Below are 18,594 nucleotides of genomic sequence, written 5' to 3'. Positions count from 1 at the left end.
GAACCGTTCCGGGCGGCCGGCCGGGTCACCTGCACCTGATCGTGACCAACTGCGGGCGGTCCCCGATCTGACACCCGTTGCTGAAGCGCAGGGTCCCCGACGCGGTCAGGGCCTCGCCCTGGCCGTCGGCAGGCGTGGCGGTCAGCGTCCACGCGTAGTCGCCGTTGGGCGTCTGCCGGCGGCGGTCGTCCTCGCCGTTCCACACCGGAGCGACCAGGCCGCGCGTCTGGCCGCCGGAGAGGGTACGGACGACCGCGCCGCTCTGGGCCCTGATCACGAGCTGCCAGGAGGCGGTCGGCTTGGACAGCCACCACCTCGGGCTCCAGTGCCCCGTGCCGTTCTTGACGTGGGCCGCCGTGGGGACGACCGCGTCGAGCCGGACCAGCGGCGAGACCGGGATGCCGCTGGGCACCAGGTGGATGCCGCCGTCGGCGCCGAGGTGGGCGACGACCCCGGTGTGCGGGTCGACGTCCCAGGGGCGCCACGACGCGAACGCCCCGGCGGCGCGCGACACCGCCGTGCCGCCACGGACGTCGGTGATCTTCAGCTGCCCGTCCACCTCGGACGCGACGAAGCCGTCGCCGAGCTTCGCCGACGACCAGTCGGTGCCGGTGACGAGGGTCAGGTTCGTCCGCTTGACGGTGTCGTAGACGCCCTGGCCGGGTGCCGAGCCCACGCAGGTCCACAGCAGCCAGCGCCCGACGGCCTGCAGGTCCTCCAGGAGGCAGCCCCGGCCGAACCACACCTGGGTGCCCCGCTGCCCGGTCAGCACGTCGACCGGGGACACGGCGTCGTTGCCGTCCCGCACCCACAGGGTGGTGCCCCACAACGCCTCGACCTGGGCCGTGGTCGTGAACACGGTGCCCCCGGTGCCGAGGTCGACGACGCGGGTCTCCGCCGCCGTGCCGGCGTACGGCAGGGTCAGGGCCGCGAAGCGGCCGCCGACGGCGGCCACCGACTGGTAGGTGCGGGTGCCGTCGATCCGGAGGCCGGGCATGGACGCGGTCGGCTCCAGGAGGCGGGGCTGCCGGTCGTCGTCGGTGCGGCCGTAGCTGAGGCCCGAGACGACCGTCCGGCCGTCGCCGGTGTCGTGGAGCTCGGGACACGCCGTGGTGTCGCAGCTCGCGGGCCCGGGGCCCCGGTCGGTACGCGCACCGATCGCGAGGGAGCCCGTCACGCCGATCTCGCGGGTGTGCAGGTGGCGACGCTCCTGCCAGGCGTTCCTCCGCTCCAGGGTGTTGAGCCGCCCCTGGGTGAGGGTCAGCCCCGACACCGCCTGGAGCTTGCGCGGGTACGCCTCGGCCACCCTGCGGATCGTCACGTCGCCGCCGTCCACGGCCTCGACGACGGAGATCCCCCAGCGTTCCACGTCGGGGCCGCCCTGCAGCAGGAGCCGGCCGTCCGGGGTCGGCATGGGCAGGCCCGCCGACCTGGCCAGCAGCGTCCGCACCGTGCGCCCGCCGAGGTCGACGGCCTCGACCCGCCAGACCGGGTCCAGGTAATTCAGGGGGCCCGTCGCGGGGTCGTGCCGGCCCACCACGAGCGTCTCGCCGACCATGCCCAGCACCTGCGAGTCCCCGGTCAGCGGCACGGTGCGCGGGGTGGCGGTGAGGTCGGCGCGCGCGTGGACGGCGACGGTGCCGTCGTGCCACCACAGCAGGTGGGTGGAGGTGAGCACGACGGTGCCGGTGCTCCCGTAGGTGGCGTACGGAAGCGGGACCAGCCGGCCGCGCTCGACGTCGAGGAAACCGGTGCGCGGCGTGCCGCCCACCCGGTACTGCACCACCTGGCCGCGCGCGTCGCCGATCGGGCCCGAGATGTCGAACACCGCCGTGACCCCGTCGGGGACGCCCGCCACGGCGCGCGGGGTGACGGAACCGTCGTCGTGGGAATCTAGGAGACGCCACGTGTGGTCGCCGTCCGCCGGGTCCTGCGCCGTCGTCACGACGGTCGACCCCAGGGTGCTGACGTACGTGTGACCGAGGGGGACCGCGACCGTACGCGATCGGCCGGTCGTCACGTCCCGCAGCGTGACGGTCCGGTCGGCGAGCTTCGGGCTCGCGACGACGTCCGAGCCGGCGCCGAAGTCCGGGACCGTGACCGCGTCCGTGCTGGACATGGCGAGCCTGGTGTCGACACCGGCGTAGCTCGTCCACAGGTACTCGTGCGTGGGCTCGTGCCGGAGGAACCCCGAGGGGCCGGCGCTCAGCAGCCGCGTCTGGGGGGACAGGACGTACGCGGCGGGGACGACCACCTCGCCCGGGACCGGTTCGGCGCGCGCCGTACCCGTCGTCACCGGGACCAGGCCCACGGCGAGTGCGAACGACACGGCACCGGCGATGCCGGCGCGGCTGAGCGAGCCTCGGACCACGCTCGTCCTCCCTGCGGGACAGAAGGTGAAGGCTCCGGCCCGGGGCCGGACGCGTCTCGCTGGCAGGCTGTTCCTGCGGCACGCCGCACGGTGGCCGGTCGTGAACCGGCGACCCGCGTGGAGGCCCCAGCCGAGTTGCCGGATCTTAGCAGCCGGCGCCGGCGCCGCGAGCACCGGAGATCGTCCTGGAAGGACCGTCGCGGCGCCCGGACGCCACGTCAGCGGGGCGCGGGTGCCGGCCTACGAGCCGGCGCGCCGGCGGTGGACGGCCATCCAGTCGGTGGCGAAGTCGACCACCGCACGCTGCGCCATCAACCGCGCGGTGGCCTGGCCGACCCGGCCCTCGGCGACCGCGCCGGTCGCCTCGAAGTCGGCGCCCAGCCGTTCGAAGTCGTCCTCGTCGGTCAGGACGTCGACCCAGGTCAGCCAGTGGCTGCCGCCGTCGGACCCGCGGACCGAGGCCCCGTGCTCGGCGCGGGGCGGGGACGCCTGCCGCCACTCGGCGAGGTGCAGCGACGTGTTCGCGTCGTGGCCGCAGCCGAGCAGGAGCACCTTGCCGTCGAGGCGGTACACCGCGCCGAGCGGCGACCGCTCGCCCAGCGCGTCGTCCAGGCGGTGCCCGTGCACGACCTCCCCGGCCCGCGCGCCGAGGGCGGCGAAGGAGACCTGCGGGTGGTCGCTGCGCAGCGCGCCGGGCCAGGTGCGGACCAGTTCCGGCAGGATTCCCACGTACCGGCTGGGGGTGCGCGCCGGGTCGAAGCCGGGCGTGTGGTCGCGGATCACCGGCCACCACGCCTCGGGTACGGGCGGGGAGTTCCAGCCGGCCGGGTCGGTGTTGTCGGGGGTGTGGGTGGGCACCACCAGGGTGCCGGCCGGACCGAGCACCTCCAGCAGAGCCGCCACGAGCGCGTGCGCCCCACCGGCGACGAAGCCGAGGCTCCGCACCGACGCGTGTGCCAGCACGACGTCCCCGGCCGAGAGGCCGAGATCGCGCAGGTCGGCGGCGAGGGATTCGACAGTGTGCGGCGCCGGCTGATCCACGCGGGGCAGCGTACGCGGCCGTCGTCCGTCGCCCACCGCCTTTCCGCCCGGCTGGCCGTCGGCGGCGGCGACGGTGCCCCGACGCGGGATCTCCGGGGCGGTCAGCCGGCGGCCGTGCTGGGCAGCGGGTCCCGGCGCGGCACGGTGGCCAGGCCCAGCCCGAGCAGCGCGGTCGCCGCGCCCACCACGAACAGGAGCGAGGCGACCGGTTGGCCGAGCCACTCCCACAGCGGGTGCCACGTCGGGTGCGGCTCGTCGACGTGGTGCCCGACCAGGGCGGGAGCGGCCAGCAGGACGGGCGTCCACCACAGGAACATGGTGATGGCATACAGGACGGTGACCGCGCCCCGGGCGGGGTGCGCCGCCTCGGTGCGGCGGCTCGCCCAGCCGAAGACCAGCCAGCCGAGGCCCGCGCCGAGCAAGCCGCTGGCGACGCCGGCCGGAAACACGGCCGGCGGGGTCGTCCGGCGCAGCTCCAGCCGGAGTCCGACGGTGTCGCCGGGCGTCTCGGCGCGGACGTGGAGGGCGACCTCGGTGTCCCCACGTCGGGCGGGGAGCGTGGTCTCGGTGGTGTCCGTGACTCGCGAGCAGAACTTGTCGGCGCAGCCGGAGTATCGGCCGACCGTCGGCTCGTACACCTGCCAGCCGGTCTCGCGCAAACGCCGCTGCGCCAGCGCGAGCGCCTCCTCGGCGGACGCCGTGGGCGCGCCGACCACCTCGGCCGTGACCTCGCTCTGCTCGTATTCGCCGCCGTCCCCGAGGATCAGGTTGTCGATGTGCCACACGGTGAGCGGCTGGGTGTAGAAGGTGAAGAGCGCGGGCGACAGGTCGACCTCGCCGAGGTCGTGCCCGGGCAGCACGGCGGCGACGACGGCGGCGGTCTCGGCCCGGTCCGGCATCGGCCGGGAGGTCTCCCAGGCGGCCCGGGTGGCGAGGGCGGCGGTGAACAGGCCGCAGACGACGGCGGTGAGGGCCGCCCAGACCCCGACCGTGCGGCTGGCCGGTCGCCCCAGCCGGCAGCGCAGGCCGTGCCGGACCAGGTTCGCGGCCTCCCGCACGGTCGGCCGCGTGCGGCCGGCCGGCGCCGCGTCCAGTAGCACGCCGACCATCTCGTCGGCCCGGGCCCGCCGGTATTCGCGCGGATGGCAGAACAGCAGCCGCCGGTAGCGGCGGGCGAGCGGGTCGCCGTTCGTCGGCATGGCCGTCCTCTCGTCGGTACGCGCGCCCGCCGCGGAGCGTGCGTCGCGGGCTTGCGGGCGGGTCAGGCGAGCCCGGGGCGCAGGGCGCGCAGCCGCGTCTCGGCGGCGCTGGCGAGCTGTCGCAGCCGGGCGGTCTCGGCGTCCAGGGCGCGGACGCCGTCGGGGGTGAGGCGGTAGTAGCGGCGCAGCCGGCCGTCGACGGTCTCCTCCCGGTCGGGCGCGACGAGCCCCTGCGCGTGCAGCCGGTCCAGGGCGGCGTAGAGGGTGCCCGGCAGGAGCGAGACGCGCTGCGCGGAGAGGGCGGTGACGTCCTGGACGATGCCGTAACCGTGCCGGGGACCGCCGGCGAGCGCGGTGAGGATCAGGAACGTCGGTTCGCGCATCGCGGCCACCGTGTCAAGATATTCAGATCATCGATGCATGGCAAGGGGTGTCGCGTGGGTCGGCGTCGGGGCCGGTGCTGGCCGCTAGGCTGGCGATCATGCGGATTGGCATCGTGATCCTCCCCGACCAGCGCTGGTCAGACTCGCGTCGCCGGTGGCGGCAGGCGGAGGAGTGGGGCTTCGACCACGCCTGGACGTACGACCACCTGGGCTGGCGCGACCTGGTCGACGGGCCGTGGTTCGACTCGGTGACCACGCTGACCGCCGCCGCGACGGTGACCTCCCGCATCCGCCTCGGGACGCTGGTCGCCTCGCCCAACTTCCGCCACCCGGCGGCGTTCGCCCGGCAGGTCACCGCGCTCGACGACGTCTCCGACGGGCGGCTGCTGCTCGGCCTCGGCGCGGGCGGCATCGGCTTCGACGCGGCCGTGCTCGGCGGGGAGACGCTGCCGCCGCGCCAGCGGGTGGACCGCTACGCCGAGTTCACCGAACTGCTCGACCTGATCCTGCGCGAGGACGGCACGACCTGGCGGGGCGACTGGTTCGCGGCGGTGGACGCGCGGAACAACCCGGGCTGCGTCCAGACGCCCCGGGTGCCGTTCGTGATGGCCGCCAACGGGCCCCGGTCCATGCGGCTGGTCGTGCGGTTCGGCCAGGGCTGGGTCACCACCGGGCCCGGCGGCGACGACCTGGAGAGCTGGTGGGACGGGGTGGCCGAGCTGTCCGCCCGGATGGACAAGACGCTCGCCGCCGCCGGCCGCGACCCGGGCACCCTCGACCGCTACCTCTCGCTGGACTCGGCGCCGGCCTTCTCGCTGCGCAGCGCCCAGTTCTTCGCCGACCAGGTCGGCCGGGCGGCCGCCCTCGGCTTCACCGACGTGGTGACGCACTGGCCCCGGGCCAGCAGCTGGTACGCCGGCGACGAGTCCGTCCTGGTGGACGTGGCGACCCGCCTGCTGCCGGAGCTGCGCCGCACCTGAGCCACCCGCCGGGACGCTCAGGTGCTGAGGTCCCCGGTGGTGATGCCGCCGTCGCCCGCGGAGACCAGCCGGAACCGGACGCAGACCACCTCGCTGTCGTCGGTGACGGGGGTGCCGACCCGCGCCCAGTACGCCGCGTGCCCCTCGCGCCACTCCTCGATCGAGCGGTCGCCCTCCCCCTCGGCGCGGGCGAAGTCCCACGGCACGTCGGCGAGGCGGACCGCCTCGACGCCGGTCACCTCGACGACGCCGACCAGCGAGTCCTCGTCGTCGACGAGGACCAGCCGCTCGCCGACGTGCTCCAGCTCCTCGCCCTCCTGGGCGTACTCGACGGTCAGGCCCGCGGTCGCAGTCTTCACCCCGGCGAGCACCAGGGTGTTCAGTCGCGTCCGCAGCTCACCGGGGGTGCCGAGGGCGAGGGTGCGCAGTCCGCCGATCCGAGGCCACATCCTGCCGACGCTACCGCCGGCGTCGATCTCGCGCTCGCGCATTCGGCCGCTCCGCGGAGGCGCTCGTCCGGGTCTGCACGGCCGTCGAGGAGTTCGTCCAGGTCACGCCAGGGCGTCGCCGTCGACCAGCCCTCGGATCCGCAGCTCGGTGGCGACCGCCGGCGGGCAGTCGAGCACCACGGTGGCGGTGCCGACGGGTTCGGCGCCCCGCGCGGCGCAGATCTCGTAGAGCGCGCGGACCTGGGCTCCCGTGGCGACCCAGTCGTCCACCACCAGCACCCGGTCGCCCCGGTCGAGGCCGTGTTCCCGGACGGCCAGGTCTACCCGTCGCCCGCGGAAGTCGGGCGGGCTCTGCGCCCAGGTCAGCGGCCCGGCGGGCAACCGGCCGTCGCCCGGCTTGTGCGCCGGGACGAAGCCCACCCCGAGCGCCGTCGCGGCGAGCGGCCCGAGCAGGAACCCCGTCACCGCGGGCGAGACGACGACCGTCGGCCGGGCCGCCCGGAACGGCTCCACCAGGGCCGGCCCCAGCCGGGCGAGCACCTGCGGGTCCCGCCACCAGCCGGAGACATCGCTGACCAGGTGGCTGGCGCCGGGGCCGGGATCCATCCACCGGACCAGCTCGGCCAGGCGTCCGCTCAGCTCGGAGGGCATGCGGACCATCCTGCGCCAGCGGGCGCGCCCGCGCGACCCGCCCGCCATCGCGCGACCCCGTCGGCCGTGACCGGCGCCGCTCACTCGGCGCGCCGTGCTCCCGACCGGCCGCGCACCCGGGCCGCCCGGCCGACGCCGGGTCGGATGATCGGCTACACGTATCACCATAATTACGGGCATACCACCATGATCACGTTGACTTCGGAAGTGCTTCTCTCGTTACGGTCCGACCCGGTTTGTTCAGATGACGAAAGGACCGGTTCGGTGGCTGGCAGGCACTCCCGTACCCGCATGTTCTCCTCGCCGGCCGGCATCGCGGCCGCCGCTGCGGTCGGGGTCGCCCTCGCCGTCGGCGGCACCGTCGGAGCCGTCCGGCTGACCTCCGGCTCGGATGCCGCCCGGCCGGTAGCCGTGGACCTCTCGCCCGCCGGCACGCCGAGCAGCGCGGCCCCCAGCTCACCGGCCGCCTCGCCCAGCGCCAGCGCGTCGCCGAGCGCGACCGCCAGCCCCAGGGCCAGCCGGTCCACCCAGGCGCCCTCCCGGAGCAAGCCGCGCACCGCCACGCCGAAGCCCACCGCCACGAAGAAGACCAGCACCGCCCGCCCCGTGGTGGACAGCGGCTCGTGCGGCGCCTCGTTCTACTCGGAGGGGCAGCTCACCGCCAACGGCGAGTACTTCGACCCGTCCGAGCTGACCGCCGCCCACAAGACCCTGCCGTTCGACACGAAGGTCCGAGTGACCAACCCGGCGACCGGCAAGTCCGTGACGGTGCGGATCAACGACCGCGGCCCGTTCATCGAGGGACGCTGCCTGGACCTGTCCCGCGCCGCGTTCGCCGAGATCGCCTCCCTCGACGCCGGGCACGTCGAGGTCCGCTACGAGGTGCTCGGCTGAGCCCTGCTCCGGCCGGCGATCGGGGCGGCCGGACGATCCGCGCGGTCAGAACATCCTCGGACGACGGGCCAGGTTCATTCACCCGTTCACGTCCATCAGGCATGCTGTCCCTCGTACGCACGAAACCCTTCCAGTCGGGCCACGGCCCGCTGAGCCCCGGATCCCGCGCCGGCCTCGGCGCGGCCGTCGTCCTGCTCGCGCTCGTCTCGGCCGTGGAACTGGCCGACGGGCGGCCGGCGAACTACATCGCGCTCATGGTCGCCGCGCCCTTCCTGGCCGCCGCGCTGGCGTCGTGGCGGATCGTCCTCGGGGTGGGTGCCACCGCCACCGCGCTCGGGGCGGGCTTCGCCCTCGGCGAGCGGTCCGTGTCGCTCTCCACCGCGATCGCCGTCACGTGCATCGCGTTGGGCGCCGGGATCGCGGCGGTCACCGCGGGTGTACGGCAGCGGCAGGCCGAACGGATCGCGGAGCTGTCCCGGCTCGCGGCGGTGGCGCAGCAGGCCGTGCTGCGGCCGCTCGGGCCCCAGGTCGGCAGTCTCTCGGTGGCGGCCCGCTACATCTCCTCCACCGCCACGGCCGAGATCGGCGGTGACCTGTACGAGGCGATCGACACGCCGTACGGGGTACGCATGATCATCGGTGACGTGCGGGGCAAGGGGCTGGACGCGGTCCGGCTGGCCAGCATCGTGCTGGGCTCCTACCGGCACGTGGCGTACGAGCGGGCCGACCTGCGGGCGATCGTGACCGACCTGGACCGGGCGGTGGCCCGCAACGTGGGCGACGAGGACTTCGTCACCGCAGCGCTGGTCGAGGAGCGGGGCGGGACGCTGACGATCGTCAACTGCGGCCACCCGCCGCCGCTGCTGCTGCGCCGGGGCGCCGTCATCCCGCTGGAGCCGCCGGCGCCCGCCCCGCCGCTGGGCTTCATGCCGGTGGTCCGCCCGCGGGTCGAGCGGCTGGAGCCCGGCGACCGGTTGCTGCTCTTCACCGACGGGCTCGGCGAGGCGCGGCGTGAGGGTGAGTTCTTCCCGACCGCCGACCGGGCCTGGCGGCTGCTCGGTCACGGCACCGTCGCCGACGGGCTCGCCTCGCTGGAGACCGCTCTAGTCGAGTGGGTGCACGGCCGCCTCGACGACGACATCGCCCTGGTCCTGATGGAGTACACGGGCTCGCGCGAAGGCGTGACCGCCGTCGTCCCGAGCTGGGAGGTCGGCGCGGCCGAGAGCTGAGCCGACCCGGGCCGTTCATGCGGGTGCGGGACGACCCATCGCAACCTGAACGGGAAGTGTGTAATCGCCGTCACTTCGGTGATCGGCTTGTCGCTGCCTACCCCTCGGTAATACAGTCGGGGTTACTGATCGGTAACACCTGTCCGGAAGCGGGGCCAGCGAGCATGACCCACTACAAGAGCAACCTTCGGGACCTCGAGTTCAACCTCTTCGAGGTCTTCGGGGCGGACCAGGCGTTCAGCCAGGCGCCGTACACGGACCTGGACGTCGACACCGCGCGCGACATCCTCGCCGAGGTCGACCGCCTCGCCCGCGAGGATCTGGCCGCCAGCTACACGGACAGCGACCGCAACCCGCCGGTCTTCGACCCGGCCACGCACACCGCGCCGCTGCCGGAGTCGTTCAAGAAGTCCTACCGCGCGTACATGAACTCCGAGTTCTGGCGGCTGGAGCTCCCGGCCGAGCTGGAGGGCAGCAACGCGCCCCGGGCGCTGGTCTGGTCCCTCGCCGAGCTGATCGTCGGTTCCAACGCCGCCATCTGGATGTACGCCTCCGGCCCGTCCTTCGCGCACGTGCTCCAGGTCGAGGGCACCGAGCAGCAGAAGAAGTGGGCGAAGCTCTTCGTCGACAAGCAGTGGGGCTCCACGATGGTGCTCACCGAGCCGGACGCCGGCTCGGACGTGGGCGCCGGGCGGGCCCGCGCCATCCCGCAGCCCGACGGCTCGTGGCACATCGAGGGCGTGAAGCGCTTCATCACGTCCGCCGAGCACGACCTGACCGACAACATCATCCACTACGTGCTGGCCCGCCCGGTCGGCGTCGAGGGTGTCGGCGGGCCGGGCACCAAGGGCCTGTCCCTCTTCGTGGTGCCGAAGTACCACTTCGACGAGAACACCGGCGAGCTGGGCGAGCGCAACGGCGTCTTCGCCACCAACGTCGAGCACAAGATGGGCCTGAAGGTCTCCAACACCTGCGAGCTGACCTTCGGCGAGCACGGCGTACCGGCCAAGGGCTGGCTGCTGGGCGAGAAGCACGAGGGCATCCGGCAGATGTTCATGATCATCGAGAGCGCCCGGATGATGGTCGGCACCAAGGCCATCGCCACCCTCTCGACCGGCTACCTGAACGCCCTCGAGTACGCCAAGAGCCGGGTGCAGGGCGCCGACCTGACCCAGATGGCGGACAAGACCGCGCCGCGCGTCACGATCACCCACCACCCGGACGTGCGCCGCTCGCTGATGCTGCAGAAGTCGTACGCCGAGGGCCTGCGCGCCCTGGTCTGCTACACCGCCACCTGGCAGGACAAGGTCGCCATCGCCGAGGCGGCGGGCGACGAGAAGGCCACCAAGCTCGCCAAGCGGGTCAACGACCTGCTCCTCCCGCTGGTCAAGGGCGTCGGCTCGGAGCGGGCGTACGAGCTGCTCGGCCACGAGTCGCTGCAGACCTTCGGCGGCTCCGGCTTCCTGCAGGACTACCCGCTCGAGCAGTACGTCCGGGACGCCAAGATCGACACCCTGTACGAGGGCACCACCGCGATCCAGAGCCTCGACCTGATCTTCCGGAAGATCGTCCGGGACAACGGCAAGGCCCTGATGGTGGTCGCCGCCGAGATCCAGGAGTTCATCGCCACCGAGGGCGGCAACGGCCAGCTCAAGGAGGAGCGGCAGGCGCTCGGCAAGGCGCTCGCCGAGATCCAGAACATCCTCGGCGTGATGACCGGCTGGCTGGGCGAGGCGCAGGGCGGCGACACTCGGGCGCTCTACAAGGTCGGCCTGAGCAGCCGCCGGTTCCTGCTGGCGATCGGCGACCTGGTCGTGGCCTGGCTGCTCCAGAAGCAGGCCGACGTGGCCCTCAAGGCCCTGGCCGGCGAGGTCTCCGCGGCCGACAAGGCGTTCTACACCGGCAAGGTGGCCGCCGCCCGGTTCTTCGCCCGCGAGGTGCTGCCCCGCATCGGCGCCGACCGGCGGATCATCGAGGGCACCGACCTGGACATCATGGACCTCCCGGAGGAGGCCTTCTGAGACACGCCGTAGCGCGCCACGGCGCGGCGGCGGAGCCGGGGGCGACCCGGCGCTGACACGACGGTGATCCGACGACGACGGCCGGCGGGCGACAGCCCGCCGGCCGTCGTTCGTCCATCCGCTGAACCCGACGCCGTTCGTCCACGCCACGATCCGCCCTCGCCACGCGCCGGTCCGGCGCCCCGCTGGTCCGCGCGGCCCCGCTGGTCCGCTGGTCCGCCTGCCGGCTGGTCCGCCTGCCGGCTGGTCCGCCCGGCCCGGCTGGTCCGCCTGCCGGCTGGTTCGCTGGTTCGCCGGTCTGCCAACGGTGTCCGGCGTCGGGAATCCCTGCGGAAGCTCCTCGGTGCACGTGGGACTCGTCGGCGAACTCGGCAGGTTTGCTCACCGAGCGTCATGTCATGCGACTGCTCGGCCCATACCTCTCCGGACGCTTTGCTCTGCACCCACGGAGGCGCCAGTGACTCCGGGTGCCCGGTGCGTCCATGGCTGCAGAGCAAAGCGTCCGGAGCAGGTGTCGGTGGCGGAGCGCCAAGCGGCTAGTTATGGGCGGTAAGAGCATTTCTGACCGATTAGCCCTCTTAGGTGGCGCCGGTCCCCGGTGACCGTAGGTAGTTTCGCCCGATCCTTCAATGGTGTCACTTTGCGTGGTCGTGGAGGCGTCCTAGCGGCTCCGGAAGGACGGCCGCCGGCCTGCCGGGGCGGACGAGGCTCGGGCCGCTATTCGGGGACCCCGTCCGGGTAGCCGGGCGGCGTGGCGGGTAACCGTCGCGGGACCACGTCAGAGAACGCCCAGAGCCACCGCACGGGGGAGTGCAGCGCACATGGGCATTGGTAGCGGGATCTTCCTGATCGCGATCGGCGCGATCCTCACCTTCGCCATCCGGGCCAACGTCTGGTGGGTCGACCTGCGCGCGGTCGGCTGGGTGTTCATCCTGGCCGGGCTCGCGGTGCTCCTGACCACGCTCTGGTTCTGGCAGGACCGCCGCAAGCGGGCACGGACACTGATCGTGGAGGAGAACCGGCTCTCGCATCCCACGGCGATGATGCCGCCACCGCCCGACCCGCCGCCGCCGACGGCGCCACCGTCCTGAGTCGCTGAGCCGGCCGGCCGACGATTTGCGGCCGCTGAGCCGCGCCTCACCGCCCCCGCACCCGGGGCCGGCGGCGGGCCGACGGTACGTGGCCGCTGAGCCATCCGCCGAGCACCGGGCGGATGGCTCAGCTGCGTGCAGTCGGCCGGCCCGGTGCCGCAACCGGATGGCGTACGGGTGGCTCAGCCGCGGGCAGTCGGCCGGCCCGGTGCCGCAACCGGATGCCGTGCGGATGGCTCAGCCGCGTGCGGTGTGCCGAGCGGCGATCGGTGCCCCTCCCCGGCCCAGGCCGGCCCAGTCGCCCACGGATCGGTGTACCACGACGTCGCTGGTGCGCAGCCCGTCCTGGTCCGCCCGCAGTGGGTCGAGCAGGGCGGAGAGCAGCGAGATGCCCGGGTTGTGGGCGATCAGCAGCACGGTGCGGGCAGCCGGGTCGGCCCTGTTGACCAGCGCCAACAGGTCCTCGGGACGGGCCTCGTACGCGTCCGCCTCGTAGTGCACGACGGGGGCGGGGCCGGCCGAGCCGCCCTCGGCCGGTGACCCTGTCATGCCCATCGCCACGCCGTGCCAGGTCTCCCGCGTGCGTCGGGCGGCCGAGCAGATCACCACGTCGGGCAGCAACTCGTGCTTGGCCAGCCAGGCGCCGGCCGCCGCCGCGTCCGCGTGGCCCCGGGTGGCCAGCGGGCGCTGCACATCCAGCACATCCCCCGGCGGCTCCGCCTTGGCGTGCCGGAGCAGCACCAGTGTCCGTTCCTCGGCGTGAGCGTCCGTCATGTCCCCAGCTTGCCCGATTGACGATCAGAGCGCCTGGGTAAGTCGATGGATGCCGCAACCTCACCGATGGCCGCGGCGGAGGCAGACGCCAGGGACAGCCGAGGAGGCGACGACATGGGTTTTGGTGGCAGTATCTTCCTGATCGCGCTGGGTGCGATCTTCGCGTTCGCCGTGGAGGCGGATCTGGGCTGGCTCAACCTGGCCGTCGTCGGCTGGGTGCTGATGCTCGCCGGCCTGGCCGGCCTGCTGGTCACGCTCCACTTCTGGAACACGCGCCGTCGCACCGTCGTCGCCCGGCCGGTCCCCGAGGACCGGGTCGTCGCCGAGCGGGTCGTGCCGGTGCAGGACGACCGGGTCGTCGAGGAGTACCGCGAGGTGCGCCGGCCGCGCCGCACGGTCTGACCGTTCCGACACCGTTCCGACCCGGGGGCTCCGCCAGCGTGGCGGGGCCCCGGGTCGCGTGGTGGGCCCCGTGGCGTGTGCGGCGACTTCGGGTGTCGACGGCCGTCGACACCCCTCGCCGGACTCCCGGTCACGCGCCGCCCCGGGGCCTGTCCCGGACGGAAGGATCCGCCCGGGACGCAAGGCCTGTCAGGCGAACAGGGCGAAGTAGATCGCGATGTGGTGGCAGAGCGCGGCCACCAGGGTGCAGGCGTGGAAGAACTCGTGGTGCCCGAAGACGGTGGGCCAGGGGTTGGGCCGGCGCAGCGCGTAGAAGACCGCGCCGACGCTGTAGATCGCGCCGCCGACGATGAGCAGCACCAGTGCGGTCACGCCGCCCCGGTGGAGGATGTCGGGCAGCATCGCCACCGAGACCCAGCCGAGCGCCAGGTAGAGCGGCGCGGAGACCCAGCGCGGGGCGTGCGGCCAGACCATCTTCAGCGCCACGCCGGCGACCGCCCCACCCCAGACCAGCGACAGCATGATCGCGGCCGGCCGGGGCTCCAGCAGCAGGACGCAGAACGGTGTGTACGTGCCGGCGATGAACACGAAGATCATCGAATGGTCCATGCGGCGCATGATCTGGTAGCCGCGCTCGGACCACACCCGCCGGTGGTAGAGGGCGCTGGTGCCGAAGAGCCCGCACACCGTCAGGCTGTAGATCACGCAGCTCACCAGGGGTGCCCAGCCGGGGCGGGAGGCCGCGATCGCGCTGAGCACGATCCCGCAGACGAGAGCGACGAAGAAGGCGTACGCATGTAGCCAGCCGCGCATCCGGGGCTTGCCGATGTCGACCGGCTTGAGTCGAAGCGGTGCGGAGGTGGTCACGCTCTCAGGTTACGACACCGTAGGTTACCTGCAAGTAGTGCGTCCGGTCACGTGGGACGTCGATCGGTCGAACTCCGTACCGGCGGACCCGTCGGGAAGTATGTCGACATGCGGATCCGACCCGTCGGGGCGCACGCCCTGCTGCTCGACTGCACCACGCCGGAAGCGGCCCGGACAACCGGCACCGGAGGGGCCCAGGCCGCCGAGGAGGCCACCGATCCCGGGGCGACCGCCGGCCTCGTCGAGGCGTGGCGGGCCGAGCTGTGGCGGCGGCGCGAGCGCGGCGAGCTGACCGCCGACGAGATCGTGCCGGCAGCCACCACCGTCCTGCTCGACGGCGTGCCCGACCCGGCGGCGACCGCCGCGCGGATCGCGACCTGGGCGCCCCGACCGCACACCCCCGCCGACCGGCCCACCGCCGACCCGGTCGAGGTCTCCGTGACGTACGACGGCGAGGACCTGCCCGCCGTCGCCGACCACTGGGGCGTGGACGTGGCCGCGGTGGTCGAGCGGTTGACCCGCACCGACTTCCGGGTGGCCTTCTGCGGCTTCGCCCCCGGGTTCGCCTACCTCACCGGGCTCCCCGCCGAACTGGCGGTGCCCCGGCTGCCCAGTCCGCGTCCCCGGGTGCCGGCCGGCGCGGTCGCCCTGGCCGGCCCGTACGCCGGGATCTACCCGACGGCCTCGCCCGGCGGCTGGCTGCTGGTCGGACGTACCGCAATGACCCTCTTCGACGTGCACGCGGACCCGCCGGCCCGGCTCACCCCCGGCACCGGGGTGCGCCTGGTGGCCGCGTGACCGGGGCCGCGACGGTCCAGGTGCTCCGCGCCGGGGCGCTGACCACCGTTCAGGACCTCGGCCGGGCCGGCTGGGCGCACCTGGGCGTGCCCCGGTCGGGCGCGCTCGACCCGGCCGCGCTGCGGCTGGCCAACCGGCTCGTCGGCAACCCGGAGCACGCCGCCGGCCTGGAGATCACCATGACCGGCTGCGACCTGCGCTTCCCCCGCGCCGCGACGGTCGCGGTGACCGGTGCCGGCACCACCGTCCGGGTCGGCGACCGCCCCGGCGACGTCGGACGGCCGCTCTCGGTGCCGGCCGGTGCCGTGCTGCGGATCGGTCCGCCCCGCGAGGGCCTGCGCAACTGGCTGGCCGTCGGCGGCGGCATCGCCGTCGAACCGGTGCTCGGCAGCCGCGCCACCGACACCCTCTCCGGGCTCGGCCCGCCGCCGCTGCGCGACGGCGACCTGCTCCCCCTGGGGGCGCCCGCCGGCCCGCCCGCCGGCGTGGACGTGACCGTCGCGGCGCCCACCCCGACCGAGCTGCGGCTCACGCTGCGACTCGGCCCCCGCGACGACTGGTTCACCGCCGCCGCGCTGGACCGGCTGTTCGGCAGCGCGTACACGGTGAGCCCGGTGAGCAACCGGGTCGGCGCGCGACTCACCGGCGCGGCGCTGCCCCGCGCGGTGGCCGGGGAACTGCCCAGCGAGGGCATCGTGCTCGGCGCGGTGCAGGTGCCGGCGAACGGCCAGCCGCTGGTCTTCCTCGCGGACCATCCGACCACCGGCGGGTACCCCGTCGTCGGGGTGGTGGACGACGTGACCCCGCTCGCGCAGGCCCGCCCAGGGACTACGGTCAGGTTCCATGGACCTCAACGCTGACCTCGGCGAGGGATTCGGCATCTGGCGGCTCGGCGACGACGCCGCGCTGCTGGACCTGGTCACCTCCGCCAACGTCGCCTGCGGATTCCACGCCGGCGACGCCTCCACCATGCGGCGGGTCTGCGAGGCCGCCGCCGCGCGCGGCGTCGCCGTCGGCGCGCAGGTCGGCTACCGCGACCTCGCCGGCTTCGGCAGGCGGCACATCGCGTACGCCTTCGCCGAGCTGCGCGACGAGGTCACCTACCAGCTCGGCGCGCTCGACGCGTTCTGCCGGCTGTTCCGCACCCGCGTCCGCTACCTCAAGCCGCACGGGGCGCTCTACCACGCCGCCGCCTGCGACGAGGCCCAGGCGGCGGCGCTGGTCGCCGCGGTCGGCGACTACGACGACCAGTTGCCGCTGCTCTGCTCGCCCGGCTCGGTCCTCGCCCAGCTCGCCGCCGGGGCGGGGCTCCGGGTGGTCGCCGAGGGCTTCGCCGACCGGGGCTACCTGCCCAACGGCCGACTGGTGCCGCGCACCGCCTCCGGCGCGCTGGTCACCGACCCGGAGGAGGTGGCCGCCCGCGCCGTACGGATGGCCACCGAGCGGACCGTGGTCGCCGTCGACGGCAGCGTCGTCCCGTGCCCCGTCGAGTCGATCTGCCTGCACGGCGACGCCCCCGGCGCGGTCCGCTGCGCCGAACTGGTCCGTGCCGCCCTCATCGACGCCGGGGTGACGCTCGCCCCGTTCGCCTGAGAGGTCGGTGTCAGGCGTCGTCCAGACCCCTGAGCACCAGCGGAAGGCGGGCGGCGGCGCCGTCCATCACCCGGACCGGAACGCCCCAGTCCTGGCGCGTCAGGTGGCAGGCCGCGTGCTCGACGTCCGCGTCGCAGGTCGCCGCCTGGGCGGTCACCTGGAGCACGCCGCCGGCCACGGCACCGTTCACCACCAGCCGACGGGACAGCTCGGTGCCGGTCCCCGCGCCCTCCAGCAGCAGCTCCGGCGGCGACGCGGAGACCACCAGCCGCGTCGACGGGCCGTACGTCTCGTCGAGCTTCTGCCCCGGCGCGGGAGTGAAGATCACGTCCAGGGCCACCTCGCCGGCCGCCACGTCGGTGGGCCTGCGCTCGGCGCGGAGCCGGGGCCCGTCGACCGTGCTCGCCCCCGCGGCGGAGAGCGCGCCCGGCGCCAGCCGGGTCAGCCGGTGCGCGGCGGACTCCACCACCAGCACCTCGCCGGCCGGCGTCAGCACGAGGTCACTCGGCTCGGCGAGCCCGTCGGCGACCGTCGAGACCCGGTCGCCCTCCGGGTCGAAGCGGCGCACCGCCCCGTTGTACGTGTCGGCGACCAGCACCGAGCCGTCCGGCAGCGCGCACACCCCCAGCGGGTGCTGGAGCAGGGCCTGTGCCGCCGGCCCGTCGACGTGGCCGAAGTCGAAGAGGCCCTGCCCGACGGCGGTGCCCATGACGCCGTTCTCGACGTACCGGATCGCGCTGGTCTCGCTGTCGGCGACCCAGAGCCGTGCACCGTCGGCGGAGACCGAGAGGCCGGACGGCTGCGCCATCCACGCCTCGGCCAGCGGGCCGTCGCGCAGCGCCTCGACGGTGGTGCCCGCGTACATGCCGGCGGTGCGCTTCACCGGGTCGAACCACCAGAGCTGGTGGATGCCGGCCATCGCGACGACGACCTTGTCGTCGTACCAGGCCAGGTCCCAGGGGGAGGAAAGATCGACCGAGAGCGCGTCGTGCGCGTGGTCGTCGACCGTCGAGCGCCACTGCCGGCCGGTGCCGGCGACCGTGACCACCTCGCCGTCGGAGAGGCGTACGCCGCGCAGCAGGTGGTTGACCGTGTCGGCGACGACCAGGTCGTAGCCGGCGACCTCGGCGGCGTGCGTGGGCAGCAGGCAGAGCCCCTGCGGCTCGGAGAAGGTGGCCGCCCCGGCGGGACCGTCGGCCCGCCCCCGGGTACCGGCGCCGATGCGGCGGACCAGCGTCTCGCCGTCCGGGGCCAGCTCGGCCAGCGAGTGCCGGGCCGAGTCCGACACCAGCAGGTTGCCGTTGCCCAGCAGCACCGCCTTGCCGGGGAAGCGCAGGGTGGTCTCCGGCTCGGCCGGCGGCACGTACGGGCCGTCGCCCCGGTGCAGGGTGCCCTTCGCCTCGTGGGTGGCGATCAGGTCGTCGATCAGGCGGGCCAGCCCTTCGGCGTGACCCTCACCGGCCATGGTCGCCACGACGTAGCCCTCGGGGTCGATCACCGACAGGGTGGGCCAGGCGCGGGCCGCGTACTGCTGCCACATCTCCAGCTCGGGATCGTCGAGCACGGGGTGGTGGACGCCGTACCGCTCGACGGCGGCGGCCAGCGCGTCCGGGTCCTTCTCGTGCTCGAACTTGGGCGAGTGCACGCCGATCACGACGAGCACGTCGCCGTACTTCTCCTCGAGCGGTCGCAGCTCGTCGAGCACGTGCAGGCAGTTGATGCAGCAGAAGGTCCAGAAGTCGGCAACCACGATCTTGCCGCGCAGATCGGACAGCTTCAGGTCCCGCCCGCCGGTGTTCAGCCAGCCCCGGCCGCGCAGCTCCGGGGCCCGTACTCGTGCGCTCATGAGCC

At 74.1% G+C, this 18,594-nt stretch carries 18 protein-coding genes; 9 read left to right on the top strand and 9 right to left on the bottom strand.

Going from position 1 to position 18,594, the window contains the following annotated elements; all coding sequences use genetic code 11:
* Nucleotides 1-25 precede the first annotated feature (25 nt).
* From GA0070606_RS15595 to GA0070606_RS15580, 4 genes are all read right to left on the bottom strand, one after another.
* Nucleotides 26-2,371 (bottom strand): flagellar hook assembly protein FlgD, encoded by a 2,346-nt coding sequence (locus GA0070606_RS15595; protein WP_091100162.1) that lies wholly within the window; start codon nucleotides 2,369-2,371, stop codon nucleotides 26-28.
* Nucleotides 2,372-2,611: 240 nt separating this feature from the next.
* Nucleotides 2,612-3,412 (bottom strand): AAC(3) family N-acetyltransferase, encoded by an 801-nt coding sequence (locus GA0070606_RS15590; RefSeq protein ID WP_091100158.1) that lies wholly within the window; start codon nucleotides 3,410-3,412, stop codon nucleotides 2,612-2,614.
* A gap of 101 nt (nucleotides 3,413-3,513) precedes the next feature.
* Nucleotides 3,514-4,611, bottom strand: coding sequence for a hypothetical protein (locus GA0070606_RS15585; RefSeq protein ID WP_091100155.1), 1,098 nt, complete (start codon nucleotides 4,609-4,611; stop codon nucleotides 3,514-3,516).
* A gap of 62 nt (nucleotides 4,612-4,673) precedes the next feature.
* On the bottom strand, nucleotides 4,674-4,994 hold the full coding sequence (locus GA0070606_RS15580) for a PadR family transcriptional regulator (RefSeq protein ID WP_091107773.1): 321 nt from the start codon (nucleotides 4,992-4,994) through the stop codon (nucleotides 4,674-4,676).
* 98 nt (nucleotides 4,995-5,092) lie between these two features.
* Between GA0070606_RS15580 and GA0070606_RS15575 the strand changes: the two genes are divergently transcribed.
* A complete protein-coding gene (locus GA0070606_RS15575; RefSeq protein WP_091100152.1) occupies nucleotides 5,093-5,974 on the top strand; it encodes an LLM class flavin-dependent oxidoreductase in 882 nt (293 codons plus the stop codon).
* 17 nt (nucleotides 5,975-5,991) lie between these two features.
* On the opposite strand, the gene GA0070606_RS15570 is transcribed toward GA0070606_RS15575, so the two are convergent.
* Together GA0070606_RS15570 and GA0070606_RS15565 are read right to left on the bottom strand one after the other, a co-directional pair.
* Nucleotides 5,992-6,465 carry an ASCH domain-containing protein gene (locus GA0070606_RS15570; RefSeq protein ID WP_425413051.1) on the bottom strand — a complete coding sequence of 158 codons (474 nt, stop codon included), beginning with the start codon at nucleotides 6,463-6,465 and terminating at the stop codon, nucleotides 5,992-5,994.
* Nucleotides 6,466-6,525: 60 nt separating this feature from the next.
* A complete protein-coding gene (locus GA0070606_RS15565; RefSeq protein WP_091100150.1) occupies nucleotides 6,526-7,074 on the bottom strand; it encodes a phosphoribosyltransferase family protein in 549 nt (182 codons plus the stop codon).
* Nucleotides 7,075-7,338: 264 nt separating this feature from the next.
* On the opposite strand from GA0070606_RS15565, the gene GA0070606_RS15560 reads away from it, so the two are divergent.
* The 4 genes from GA0070606_RS15560 (at nucleotide 7,339) to GA0070606_RS15545 (ending at nucleotide 12,309) form a co-directional block, all read left to right on the top strand.
* Complete coding sequence (locus tag GA0070606_RS15560) at nucleotides 7,339-7,968, top strand: septal ring lytic transglycosylase RlpA family protein (RefSeq protein ID WP_176737330.1); 630 nt, start codon at nucleotides 7,339-7,341, stop codon at nucleotides 7,966-7,968.
* 101 nt (nucleotides 7,969-8,069) lie between these two features.
* Nucleotides 8,070-9,197 carry a PP2C family protein-serine/threonine phosphatase gene (locus GA0070606_RS15555; protein WP_091100144.1) on the top strand — a complete coding sequence of 376 codons (1,128 nt, stop codon included), beginning with the start codon at nucleotides 8,070-8,072 and terminating at the stop codon, nucleotides 9,195-9,197.
* Nucleotides 9,198-9,361: 164 nt separating this feature from the next.
* Nucleotides 9,362-11,218, top strand: a complete 1,857-nt coding sequence (locus tag GA0070606_RS15550) for an acyl-CoA dehydrogenase (protein WP_091100141.1) — start codon at nucleotides 9,362-9,364, stop codon at nucleotides 11,216-11,218.
* 821 nt (nucleotides 11,219-12,039) lie between these two features.
* A complete protein-coding gene (locus GA0070606_RS15545) occupies nucleotides 12,040-12,309 on the top strand; it encodes a DUF6458 family protein (protein ID WP_043961115.1) in 270 nt (89 codons plus the stop codon).
* Nucleotides 12,310-12,546: 237 nt separating this feature from the next.
* Here GA0070606_RS15545 and GA0070606_RS15540 read toward each other — a convergent pair whose 3' ends face one another.
* A complete protein-coding gene (locus tag GA0070606_RS15540; protein WP_091100139.1) occupies nucleotides 12,547-13,083 on the bottom strand; it encodes a SixA phosphatase family protein in 537 nt (178 codons plus the stop codon).
* Nucleotides 13,084-13,197: 114 nt separating this feature from the next.
* On the opposite strand from GA0070606_RS15540, the gene GA0070606_RS15535 reads away from it, so the two are divergent.
* On the top strand, nucleotides 13,198-13,485 hold the full coding sequence (locus GA0070606_RS15535; protein WP_091100135.1) for a DUF6458 family protein: 288 nt from the start codon (nucleotides 13,198-13,200) through the stop codon (nucleotides 13,483-13,485).
* Nucleotides 13,486-13,674: 189 nt separating this feature from the next.
* Here GA0070606_RS15535 and trhA read toward each other — a convergent pair whose 3' ends face one another.
* Nucleotides 13,675-14,352, bottom strand: coding sequence for a PAQR family membrane homeostasis protein TrhA (gene trhA, locus GA0070606_RS15530; RefSeq protein ID WP_091100132.1), 678 nt, complete (start codon nucleotides 14,350-14,352; stop codon nucleotides 13,675-13,677).
* A gap of 108 nt (nucleotides 14,353-14,460) precedes the next feature.
* On the opposite strand from trhA, the gene GA0070606_RS15525 reads away from it, so the two are divergent.
* From GA0070606_RS15525 to GA0070606_RS15515, 3 genes are read left to right on the top strand one after another with little or no spacing between them, the layout of a single operon-like run.
* Entirely contained in the window at nucleotides 14,461-15,150 is a 690-nt protein-coding gene (locus GA0070606_RS15525; protein ID WP_091100128.1) for a 5-oxoprolinase subunit B family protein, read from the top strand.
* Nucleotides 15,147-16,010 (top strand): 5-oxoprolinase subunit C family protein, encoded by an 864-nt coding sequence (locus GA0070606_RS15520; RefSeq protein WP_091100124.1) that lies wholly within the window; start codon nucleotides 15,147-15,149, stop codon nucleotides 16,008-16,010. Before GA0070606_RS15525 ends, GA0070606_RS15520 begins: the two co-directional genes overlap by 4 nt.
* Nucleotides 15,994-16,743, top strand: a complete 750-nt coding sequence (locus GA0070606_RS15515) for a LamB/YcsF family protein (RefSeq protein WP_091100121.1) — start codon at nucleotides 15,994-15,996, stop codon at nucleotides 16,741-16,743. The genes GA0070606_RS15520 and GA0070606_RS15515 overlap by 17 nt, the downstream gene beginning before the upstream one ends.
* 10 nt (nucleotides 16,744-16,753) lie before the next feature.
* On the opposite strand, the gene GA0070606_RS15510 is transcribed toward GA0070606_RS15515, so the two are convergent.
* The gene (locus GA0070606_RS15510) at nucleotides 16,754-18,589 is read right to left on the bottom strand and encodes an NHL domain-containing thioredoxin family protein (RefSeq protein WP_091100117.1); all 1,836 of its coding nucleotides are present in this window, start codon (nucleotides 18,587-18,589) and stop codon (nucleotides 16,754-16,756) included.
* Nucleotides 18,590-18,594: the final 5 nt, after the last annotated feature.

The sequence above is a fragment of the Micromonospora citrea genome, from assembly GCF_900090315.1.
In the GTDB taxonomy this organism is placed as follows: domain Bacteria; phylum Actinomycetota; class Actinomycetes; order Mycobacteriales; family Micromonosporaceae; genus Micromonospora; species Micromonospora citrea.
Note: the sequence above shows the minus strand (reverse complement) of the source record. Positions and strands in the feature narration are given on the sequence as shown.